General features: G+C 62.3%; 10 protein-coding genes. 4 read left to right on the top strand and 6 right to left on the bottom strand.

The annotated features are described in order from the left end of the window. Nucleotides 1-142 precede the first annotated feature (142 nt). Both CSQ93_RS05350 and CSQ93_RS05355 read left to right on the top strand, forming a co-directional pair. Complete coding sequence (locus CSQ93_RS05350) at nucleotides 143-2,008, top strand: LodA/GoxA family CTQ-dependent oxidase (protein WP_099377089.1); 1,866 nt, start codon at nucleotides 143-145, stop codon at nucleotides 2,006-2,008. Continuing rightward, nucleotides 2,005-3,111 carry a tryptophan 7-halogenase gene (locus CSQ93_RS05355; protein ID WP_099377090.1) on the top strand — a complete coding sequence of 369 codons (1,107 nt, stop codon included), beginning with the start codon at nucleotides 2,005-2,007 and terminating at the stop codon, nucleotides 3,109-3,111. Before CSQ93_RS05350 ends, CSQ93_RS05355 begins: the two co-directional genes overlap by 4 nt. On the opposite strand, the gene CSQ93_RS05360 is transcribed toward CSQ93_RS05355, so the two are convergent. Genes CSQ93_RS05360 through CSQ93_RS05375 form a run of 4 tightly spaced genes read right to left on the bottom strand, consistent with a single transcriptional unit; the run spans nucleotide 3,108 to nucleotide 5,072 of the window. After that, nucleotides 3,108-3,302 carry a hypothetical protein gene (locus CSQ93_RS05360; RefSeq protein ID WP_158301127.1) on the bottom strand — a complete coding sequence of 65 codons (195 nt, stop codon included), beginning with the start codon at nucleotides 3,300-3,302 and terminating at the stop codon, nucleotides 3,108-3,110. The genes CSQ93_RS05355 and CSQ93_RS05360 overlap by 4 nt on opposite strands. A gap of 59 nt (nucleotides 3,303-3,361) precedes the next feature. Continuing rightward, nucleotides 3,362-4,024 (bottom strand): DUF799 domain-containing protein, encoded by a 663-nt coding sequence (locus CSQ93_RS05365; protein WP_099377092.1) that lies wholly within the window; start codon nucleotides 4,022-4,024, stop codon nucleotides 3,362-3,364. Beyond that, complete coding sequence (locus CSQ93_RS05370) at nucleotides 4,021-4,389, bottom strand: DUF4810 domain-containing protein (RefSeq protein WP_225240994.1); 369 nt, start codon at nucleotides 4,387-4,389, stop codon at nucleotides 4,021-4,023. Before CSQ93_RS05370 ends, CSQ93_RS05365 begins: the two co-directional genes overlap by 4 nt. A gap of 8 nt (nucleotides 4,390-4,397) precedes the next feature. Continuing rightward, complete coding sequence (locus CSQ93_RS05375; RefSeq protein WP_071077629.1) at nucleotides 4,398-5,072, bottom strand: CsgG/HfaB family protein; 675 nt, start codon at nucleotides 5,070-5,072, stop codon at nucleotides 4,398-4,400. 306 nt (nucleotides 5,073-5,378) lie between these two features. Between CSQ93_RS05375 and CSQ93_RS05380 the strand changes: the two genes are divergently transcribed. Continuing rightward, the gene (locus CSQ93_RS05380; protein ID WP_099377093.1) at nucleotides 5,379-6,578 is read left to right on the top strand and encodes a YbfB/YjiJ family MFS transporter; all 1,200 of its coding nucleotides are present in this window, start codon (nucleotides 5,379-5,381) and stop codon (nucleotides 6,576-6,578) included. 30 nt (nucleotides 6,579-6,608) lie between these two features. Here the strand turns inward: CSQ93_RS05380 and CSQ93_RS05385 are convergent, their stop codons facing one another. Beyond that, entirely contained in the window at nucleotides 6,609-6,977 is a 369-nt protein-coding gene (locus tag CSQ93_RS05385; protein ID WP_077403412.1) for a cupin domain-containing protein, read from the bottom strand. A 218-nt stretch (nucleotides 6,978-7,195) separates the two neighbouring features. On the opposite strand from CSQ93_RS05385, the gene CSQ93_RS05390 reads away from it, so the two are divergent. After that, nucleotides 7,196-7,729: an ankyrin repeat domain-containing protein gene (locus CSQ93_RS05390; protein WP_099377094.1), complete on the top strand. Its 534-nt coding sequence runs from the start codon at nucleotides 7,196-7,198 to the stop codon at nucleotides 7,727-7,729. Nucleotides 7,730-7,850: 121 nt separating this feature from the next. On the opposite strand, the gene CSQ93_RS05395 is transcribed toward CSQ93_RS05390, so the two are convergent. After that, nucleotides 7,851-8,198: a hypothetical protein gene (locus CSQ93_RS05395; RefSeq protein ID WP_099377095.1), complete on the bottom strand. Its 348-nt coding sequence runs from the start codon at nucleotides 8,196-8,198 to the stop codon at nucleotides 7,851-7,853. Between the last annotated feature and the right edge of the window lies 1 nt (nucleotide 8,199).

Below are 8,199 nucleotides of genomic sequence, written 5' to 3' on the forward strand. Positions count from 1 at the left end.
ATGCCGGCAACAAGTCAATCTGCGCAGCAACTGCATTGCCCGATCTGGCGCCGGAATTCACGCTAGCGTGACTATGTGCGCATTTGGCGCGTTTTTTATGCGGTATATTTTCCTTCCCTCCACGCACCTGGAAAGGCCTGCCATGTCCAGCTCCACCCAAGATACCGTCATCGTCAAGGCGGCGATTTATCCGCCCATCGGCATTGCCCGCGTGGGCAACAGCCCCAGCGAGTACTTTCTGGGACCGGAGGTGCCGGAACCGGCGGCGCGGCCGGCCGGGTATTACCGCGATGCATCCGGGGCCATCAAACGCCAGGCGGCCGGCTTTCGCATCTACGGCCTGAATGCCGCTGGCGTGGCGGTGGCCGAATTGAACGCCGGCAATGCCGACATCGAATGGTCCGTCACCCTGGCCAATACCAAGGCGGCGTGGTACCAGTTCCAGATCGCGCTCGATATTCCCGAGGCGCATGTCACCCAGCCCTCGTTCCTGCGCAACATGGCCGTCACCGACCGCGCGCAACTGTCCATCACGCCGGGCGAGCGCAAGATCAGCGGCAGCGAACAGCCGGCCGTCGCCTTCGACAGCGGCAGCTTCCTGGGCACGCCCGTCTACCTGGGCGAATTGCGCACGGACGCCATGGGCCGGCTGATCGTGCTGGGCGGCCATGGCAAGTCCGCTTCGTGGAATGGCGCGCGCGCCATCACCTTTGCCAACAATGAAGGCTGGTACGACGACACGGCCGACGGCCCCGTCTGCGCCAAGGTCCACTACCAAGGCCAGGCTTTGCCCGTCGACATGGCCTGGGTGGTCGTCGCGCCGCCCGACTATGCGCCGCAGCAAAAGTCGGTGCGCACCATGTGGGACTTGATGCGCGACTTGTTTGTTTCCGAAGGCAAAATTGCCGCGCCGGCCGTTCCCTCGTTCCAGGACGATATCCGCCCCATTTTCGAACGCCTGTCCAACCTGCAATGGGTCAACGCCGGCTTCGCGGCCGCCTTTGGCTGGGATGGCAGCACGCCGTTCAGCCGCGACGAGTGGATGGCGCGCCTGGCCAGCCCGTCCGAAAACCGCAAGGAATGGCGCAACGTCATCTATAACCAGTTCCGCCAGTTCGAGCGCGACGCCTGGGCGCCATCGCCGTGGCCGTGGCTGTATGGCGACGCGATGGCCATCCCGCCGGCAGACACGCCGCGCCAGAACTGCGCCCTGAGCAATCTGCAATTGCGCTTCCTCAAGCAATGGGCGGCCGGCGAATTCACGGACGACTACGCGCCCGGCAAGGTGCCGCCGCAAAGCCTGGCCGACGTGGACGTGGCCCTGCAACCGGACACCCTGCTGCGCGCGGCCATGGAATTCTGCCTGGCCGACGCCTTCCACCCCGGCTGCGAAATGACCTGGCCCATGCGGCAGGCCAGCATGTACAGCGCACCGTTCCGCCTGGCGCACCGGCCACCGGGCTGGGTGGAGCCCGACTATGGCGCCGTCTTGACGCCGGACAATATCGGCAGCCCCTGCTCGGCGCAGATCGCCGGCGGCGTGACGCGCTGGATGGCCGTGCCATGGCAGACGGACACGGCCAGCTGCCGCTCCGGCTACCAGTCCGATTACGATCCCTACGTGCCCACGTTCTGGCCCGCGCGCGTGCCGAACCAGGTGATGAGCAAGCTTGCCTACGACACGGTGATGAACCGCGAAATTCCCATCGACGACCGTCTGGCCGCCTTCGCCCGGCGTGCCGCGTGGATACGTCCGCTGGGTAACATCAGCTATGAAGAGCAGATCAACAACATGATCGCCGACCTGGCGCAAGTGGGCGTGGTCGAGGTGCGTCCCGGCCCCACGGATATGACCGGTTTCCCCGCCTTCCTGCAGGTGGAAAACCTGCCGCAGCCGATAGCCGGCAAGCACCAGCTGCGCGCCGCGGCAGGAATTCCGGACGAGTTCGTCGACGTCGACCTGGAAGGCACGGAAAAAGCGCGCCATCTGCAGCGGCACCGCTTGTGACCGTGCTGCAGGCCGACGTGCTCATCGTCGGCGCCGGTCCGGCCGGCGCCACGGCCGCCCTGAACCTGGCAGGGCGGCACCGGGTCTTGCTGGTAGACCGGCTGGCCGCGCCGCTGGCGCGCATCGGCGAATCGCTGCCGCCGGCCGCCGCGCGCCTGCTGCAGGACATGGGCTTGCTTGACGCCTTCCTGCGGCAGGGCCATGCGCCCTACCACGGCAACCGCGCCTGGTGGAACGGCGCCTGGACGGAACACCATTTTCTCAGCGATCCCGACGGGCACGGCTGGCACCTGGCGCGCGGCAGCTTCGACCTGTGGCTGCGCGACGAGGCGCGCCGGCGCGGCGCCGCGTTGCTGGCTTCGGCCAAGGTCGCCGGCATCACGCCGGAAGATGGCGGCTGGAAAGTACGGCTGGAAACATCGCGCGGCCCCTGCGACGCGGCGGCGCGCATCGTCATCGACGCCACGGGCCGCAGCGCCCGGCTGGCCCGCGGAATCGGGGCGCGGCGCCAGCGCAGCGACCGGTTAGTTTCAGTATGGCAATATGGACATGAGCGCACACCCTCGGCGCGGGGTTTTGCCCACATCGAGGCTTGCGAATACGGCTGGTGGTACAGCGCCCCCCTGCCCGGCCAGCGCCGCGTGCTGGCCCTGCACACGGATGCAGATTTGCTCGACAGCAACGCCTTGCGAAATACCGGCTGGCTGGAAGCGGCGGCGCGGCGCTTGCCGGCCACGCGGGAATTGCTGGAACAACAAGGCTACATGGCCGATACACCAACCCTGGCCACGCCTGCCCATACGGCCACCCTGGACACCGGCGCCGGCCCAGGCTGGTTCGCCGTCGGCGACGCCGCCCTGAGCTTCGATCCGCTGTCGTCGCAAGGCATCTTCAACGCCCTGTACACGGGCCTGGCCGCCGCCGAGGCCGCCGACCGCACGCTGCAGGGTGAGCTGCAAGCCTACCAACACTACCATAGGGAATTGTCGGCCATCGGCGCCGCATACGCACGCCACCTGGCGTACTGCTACGGCCAAGAAACGCGCTGGCCGTCGGCGCCGTTCTGGCGCCGGCGCAGGCCGGTGCAGGTCGGCGCGCTCTAGCTGGCGCTGAAATCGAAGCGCCACAGGCCCTGCTGGCGACTCAGGGTCACGTCCACCGTGGCGACAGTGACCGGACGCGCATACTGCGTCATGTCCGGGAAATTCTCCAGGCCATGGGTCTGCCCCACCATCGGCCGCATGGCCACCATGAAGTAGAGACTGGGCTGGTATTCGACATTGGGCATGCTCACGACAGGCCGGTCGTTGACATTGCGACAGGCCCGGCAAAGCGCCGGGCCTGGTAATACCATTACTGCGCCAGGTAGCGTTCCGAACGTGGGCCGTACAACAGGCCATTCGGCACGCCGGCCGACAGCATGCGCGCATTCGCCGTACCAGCCAGCGGATGGCTGGCGTCGGTGCTGGTGTTGATGATCTGCTTGACGGCCGCCGTCACCAGCACGCCGATCAGGCCGCCGCCACCGCTGTTATTGCCTTCGTTGCTCGACGCACTGGCCGCGCCCTGCCACAGCAAAGCGCCCGTCTTCAGGTCGACCAGCTTGGCATCGACCGATACCACCGTCACGCTGTCGATCACGGCGTACGTCGTGCCGTACTTGGAGATCGTCACGTACAGGCCCGCATCGGCGCCAAAGATCTCGTTGAGCTTTTTCGCATCGACGCCGTGGATATCGGCGGCGTTCGTCAAGCCGTTCTGCTTGAACGTTTCACCGACCACGGCCACCGGCAGCACATAATAGCCCGCTTCGGCCAGCGGATAGGTTACTTGGGCATAGACGCTGTTGCCGGCATTGACTTCCGGAGAATTGTTCAGCGGCGGCAAGACCACGATCGAGCGGGGCTTGGCTGCCTTGAAGGCGGTGTAGTCGTATGCCGCCTGTTTGGTGGCGCAACCGACCATGAAGATGGCAGGACCCAGGCACAGGGCCATTTTCAACATGCGCGACATCATAATTTCTCGCCTTTTTTCAATTTACCCAACAGGAAATCCATGTACGGCGTCGATTCCGGGAACAGTTTTTTCTCGTCTTCGAACTGCGCCGCGACCTGCTCCGGCTTGCCCGCGATCGAGTACAGCATGCCCAGGTGGGCGTGGTAGCCCGGCGGCGCGTGATTGCCCTTGGCACCGATCACTTGCAAGTCTTTTTCCATGGCGGCGATCTGCTGCTCCGGGCTTTCACCCTTCAGGTATTCATACACTTGCGGCTGGTAGCCTTCCCACTGGTACAGGGTCTTCGATTGCGTGGCGCAACCGGTCAGGGCGGCACAGGCGAGCAGCGCCAGCAGGGCTGCGCCCTTGTTCATCATTGTTTTCATGGGATACCTTATTGTTTGCGCAATGCGCCCGCTTCGACGCCAGCCACCAGGCGCTCGACCGCTTCGCGCATGGCCAGGTCCAGGACTTTGCCGTTCAGGGTGGCGTCATAACTGGCGGTGCCGCCAAAACCCAGCACTTCACGGTTCGACAGGCTGTATTCGCCGGCGCCGCCAGCCGAGTACACGACTTCCGAGGTGGCGATATTGACGACGTTCAAGGTAACCTTGGCATAGGCCACTTGCGTCTTGCCGCGGCCCATGATGCCGAACAATTGCTTGTCGCCCACTTCCTTGCGGCCGAATTCGGTCACGTCACCCGTGACGACGAAATCGGCGCCCTTGATATTCTGGCCCTGCTTCTTGAACTCGGCTTCCTGCTTGAGTTCTGCCATGTTGTCGCGGTCGAGCACGTTGAAACGGTTGGACGTCTGCAGGTGCGCAATCAGGATCGTTTTCGACTGGCTGCCCAGGCGGTCGACGCCATCGGAAAAGATGCCGCGCATGAAATTCGAGCGATTGTCGAACTTGCCGACAGCGATCAGCGTGCGTGGACCAACGTAGGGACGGGCTGCGCTGGCAACCGTAGGGACAGCCAAAGCTTGCGAGGATTCGGAAGCGCAGCCAGCCAACGCCGCGCCAATCAGCGCTGCAATCAACAACGCGCCGGGTTTATTCTTGTTCATAGTGCCCTTATGATATGGAGGATCAGGAGCCACCTGCAAAATTGATTTTAAGCAAGTTAATTTCCTAATTGCAATTATATGGTATTGCATGTCTCACAATTCTCTCCAAAAGTAACGATGGCAAGGATTGCACTATTGCCCGCCATACACAGGTGCGGCCCTGCTTGACTTCCCAGCGCCAATTCATTAACTTGATAGTAAAAAAGCGTGTCGTCAGCGCCCTATGCCACTGTCACTCACAGACCTCGCCCGCCGGCCTGCCCCGGCGCCAACGCCACGCTGTTCACATAAACGGGTCCCAAGGCCATGCCGACACACGATCATTCCCCGGCCCATCCGCTGGCCACGGCGCTGGCGCTCTCGCTGGGTGCCGCCGTCGCCCTCGGCCTGTCGCGCTTTTCCTACGGCTTGCTGCTGCCGCCCATGCGCGCCGACCTGGGCTGGTCCTACCTGCTGGCCGGGGCCATGAACACCTTCAATGCACTCGGCTATTTTCTCGGCGCCCTGGCCACGCCCGCCCTGATGCGCCGCCTGGGCGTGTGGCGCCTGCTGATCATCGGTTCCGTGCTGGCCAGCATCTTCATGCTGATGTCGGGCCTCGTCAGCGACACGGCCACCCTGTTCCTGCAGCGCGTGTGCGCGGGCGTAGCCAGCGCCTTCATGTTCATCGCCGGCGGCGTGCTGGCGGCGCGGCTCGGTTCCATGCACAGCCAGCGCGCCGGCTTCTACATCGGGCTGTATTACGGTGGCACGGGTTTCGGCATTGCTTTGTCTGCCCTGCTGGTGCCGGCCGCATTGGCGTCCGCCCAGGAGCACGGCGCCGCGCATGCGTGGCAGTGGCCCTGGCTGGCACTGGGCATCGCCTGCCTGCTCGCCACCGCCATCATGGCCTTGCCGGCGAAAGTGATCGGCGAAGCGCCGCGTACCCTCGACACGCCGCGGCCTTTCGCCTGGCGCGATTTCTTGCCCAGTCTGGCAGGCTATTTCATGTTTGGCGTCGGCTATATCGGCTACATGACCTTCGTGATCGCCCTGCTCAAGCAGCAAGGCATGAGCGCCACCTTGATCACCGTGTTCTACACCTTATTGGGGCTGGCGGTGGTAGCGTCGTCGCGCATCTGGGCGCGCATGCTGGACCGCTACAAGGGCGGCGAATCGCTGGCGATATTGAATGGCGTGCTGGGCGCAGTGACCATCCTGCCCGCACTGACGAGCTTTGTACCCGTCGTGTTCTTCTCCGGCCTGGTCTTCGGCGCCGTATTCCTGTCGGTGGTGGCGTCGACCACGGCCCTGGTACGGCATAACCTGCCGCAGCAATCCTGGACGGCAGGCATCAGCGCCTACACGACGGTGTTTGCGCTGGGCCAGATCGTCGGCCCCATCGTCGTCGGCTGGATCGCCGACGGCCCCGCAGGCCTGGAACGGGGCTTGATTGCCTCGGCCATCGCCCTCTTCATCGGCGCGGCGCTGGCCGCGCGGCAAAAGGCGCTGACGGCGGGCGTGTAGGCGACTGTCTCGCGCATACATTGGCCCCGCTTATTGCGGTTTGGCATACCTTGCGACGCCTGTTACATCGAACAGGACACAACGCTGGTTTCCAACCACCCAGGCGTCGTGCCCCGGTGGCATATAGAAGACGTCACCCGGACCATATTCCATTTCGGCGCCATCATTCATCCGTACCACCATCCGTCCCTCAAGGACCATGCCGGTATGCGCTGCCTGGCACGAATCGGTTCCTGCAATCGGTTTTACGTGCAAACTCCAACGCCAGCCAGGCTCAAATTCGCCGCGCCCCATGGTCTGTTCGCCAAGCGTAAAGACAGCCATCCGGCCGGCTCCGTCCTTGAATGGGCGAACTTCGTCCGGCTTATCCAAGGATTTCTTTTCTAACATCGCACTCATGCCCCGTCCCTCCTTTGGAATTTCTGGAAGTATTAAATTTCCGAATCGGAATAACTGACGCGATATAAAAATCACATCATTTTCCAATATAGTTTAATAATGGAAATTTACAAGCAAAGCACCTGCCGCATTTGCCTCTCATGATGAGCGGAACTCGTACAATTGACACTTCCCGGCCAATACTTCAATATCCATTTAACGTTCGCAGAAAGAAAACGATGAACACCGATGTACGAAAACTCCCGGTAACGATGGATGCGGAAACGCTGGAATTCATCCAGGGCCTGTTCGCCCTGGTGCGCGAAGGCGATACGCAGCAACTGGGCGCCATGGTGGCTCAGGGCGTGCCAGTGAACTTTCGCAACGAAAAAGGCGACAGCCTGATCATGCTGGCCAGCTACCATGGCCACCTTGAAACGTCACGCCTGCTGCTCGCAGCGGGCGCCGACGCCAACGTCCCCAACGACCAGGGCCAGACACCGCTGGCCGGCGTGGCCTACAAGGGTTATCTGGACATCGCCGAACTGCTGCTCCAGCACGGCGCCAAGGTGGAAGGCGCCAGCCCGGATGGCAAGACCCCCTTGATGATGGCCGCCATGTTCAACCGCCTGGCCATCCTCGACCTGCTGCTGCAACACGGCGCCCGCATCGATGCCGTGGACAGCCGCGGCATGACTGCCGTTTCACTGGCCAAGAGCATGAATGCGCAGGAAACCCTGGGCCGCCTGGCCAGCTTGGGGCAGACAGCCTGAGTACGGCGGCTTGAGGTGCCCCGGTGTTGCGGCACTCAGGATCAGTAACAATTTCACGGACGGAATGAGGCTTCGCCATTTCGACGAAACCTCACCATACCGATGAAAAGTCACCTATCGATTATCGCAACGAACCATCTCTAAATGCATTCTCTTCATAACCCAGCTCCATAGAAAATTTACTGGCTTCAACATTTACCGTAAATTCGCAACGTGTCCATGCAGGCTGATTATTAGCAACCATGAATTTCTGATGTGCGGTAGCCAAGTAATGGAGTTTCATTGTATCCGAATCACCGATGGAAAACTCGCTCTCCTTAACTCCGTTGTTCGAATAAAACTCAAACTGACTGACATCGCCTTCAGGAGAAAGGGCAGCAATCATCAAAATTATTTTTGCATCCTCTGGAGCAATGCTATACAAACATTGCCCCATCTCCTTAGATATTTCAACATCCTTCGACTCCATT

The organism is Janthinobacterium sp. BJB426, from assembly GCF_002735705.1.
GTDB lineage: Bacteria > Pseudomonadota > Gammaproteobacteria > Burkholderiales > Burkholderiaceae_D > Janthinobacterium.